Raw genomic sequence first — 1833 nt, forward strand, 5'->3', positions numbered from 1 at the left:
GGCCGCGCGCGAGGCGCTGCAGGCCGCGCACGACGAGCTCGAGCGCAAGGTGGAGCAGCGCACGGCCGACCTGTCGGCCGCCAACGAGGCGCTGCAGGCCGAGGTGGCCGAGCGCACCCACGCCGAGGCCACGCTGCGCGCCGCCCAGGACGAACTGGTGCAGGCCGGCAAGCTGGCCGTGATAGGCCAGCTGTCCACGGGCGTGGCCCATGAACTCAACCAGCCGCTGACGGCGCTGCGCACCCTGGCCGGCAACAGCCAGCGCTTTCTGGAGCGCGGCGATACCGAAACCACGCGCGTGAACCTGGAGCGCATGGCGCAGCTGGCCGACCGCATGGGCCGCATCACCGGCCAGCTGCGCAACTTTGCGCGCAAGTCCAGCGGCGCCAGCCAGGCCGTGCCGCTGGCGCGTGCCCTGGACAATGCGCTGGCCGTGCTGGAGTCGCGCGTGGCCGAGACCGGCGCCCGCATCCTGCGCGATGACGGCGTGCCCGAGGCCGTGGCCTGGTGCGACCGCAACCGCATCGAGCAGGTGCTGATCAACCTGATCAACAATTCCCTGGACGCCATGCGCGGCCAGCCCGCGCCCTGCCTGGAGCTGGCCTGCGCCGTGGCCGATGGCCGCGCCCAGGTCACCGTGCGCGACCATGGGCCGGGCCTGAGCGAAGCGGCGCAGGCCCATCTGTTCCAGCCGTTTTTCACCACCAAGGAAGAGGGCGTGGGCCTGGGCCTGGGGCTGGCGCTGTCGGCCGGCATCGTGCGTGAATGCGGCGGCACGCTGACGGGCAGCAACCATCCGGGCGGCGGCGCCGTCTTCACGCTGAGCCTGGCCCTGGCTCTCTCCACACCCTCTGCCGACACACCATGACCGACGCCCTCAAAGTCCTGATCATCGAGGATGACCCCGACATCGTGCTCGGCTGCGAGCAGGCGCTGCAGCTCGAAGGCATCGCCTGCGAAAGCGTGGGCAGCGCCGAGCAGGCGCGCCGGCGCCTGTCGCGCGACTTCGCGGGCATCGTGGTCAGCGACATCCGGCTGCCGCGCATGGACGGCATGGCCTTCCTGCGCGAGCTGGTGGCCATGGATGCCGAGCTGCCCGTGGTGCTGATCACCGGCCACGGCGACATCTCCATGGCCGTGCAGGCCATGAAGGACGGCGCCCAGGACTTCATCCAGAAACCCTTCGCCCCCGAAACCCTGGTCGGCGCCGTGCGCCGCGCCCTGGAGCGCCGCCGCCTGGTGCTGGAGGTGCGCGCGCTGCGCCAGCAACTGCAGCAGCGCGACAGCCTGGAGCACCGGCTGATAGGGCGCGCGCCCAACATGCGCCAGCTGCGCCAGATGCTCACGGGGCTGGCGCAAAGCGCGGCCGATGTGCTGATCCAGGGCGAGACCGGCACGGGCAAGGAACTGGTGGCGCGCTGCCTGCACGAGGCCAGCGCGCGGCGCGATGGCAACTTCGTGGCCGTCAACTGCGGCGGCCTGCCCGACACGCTGTTCGACAGCGAAATGTTCGGCAGCGAGGCCGGCGCCTATACCGGCGCGGGCAAGAAGCGCATCGGCAAGCTGGAGCACGCCAGCGGCGGCACGCTGTTCCTGGACGAGATCGAGAGCATGCCCGTGCCCATGCAGATCAAGCTGCTGCGCGTGCTGCAGGAACGCGTGCTGGAGCGCCTGGGCTCCAACACCCTGATCCCCATCGACTGCCGCGTGATCGCGGCTACCAAGGTGGATCTGCTGGAATTGAGCCGGCAAGGCCTGTTCCGCGCCGACCTCTACTACCGCCTGAACGTGGCCACCGTCTCGCTGCCGCCGCTGCGCGAGCGGCGCGAGGAC

2 protein-coding genes are annotated in these 1833 nt (G+C 71.0%); both read left to right on the forward strand.

The window, feature by feature from the left end:
- Positions 1–868, forward strand: an 868-nt coding sequence (locus tag L995_RS07545; protein ID WP_047470681.1) for a sensor histidine kinase, incomplete at its 5' end; no start/stop codon positions are given.
- The coding region (locus L995_RS07550; protein WP_047470683.1) for a sigma-54-dependent transcriptional regulator at positions 865–1833 on the forward strand (969 nt) is incomplete at its 3' end. The genes L995_RS07545 and L995_RS07550, both read left to right, overlap by 4 nt.

The sequence above is a fragment of the Delftia sp. ZNC0008 genome (assembly GCF_000799035.1).
GTDB lineage: Bacteria > Pseudomonadota > Gammaproteobacteria > Burkholderiales > Burkholderiaceae_C > Comamonas > Comamonas tsuruhatensis.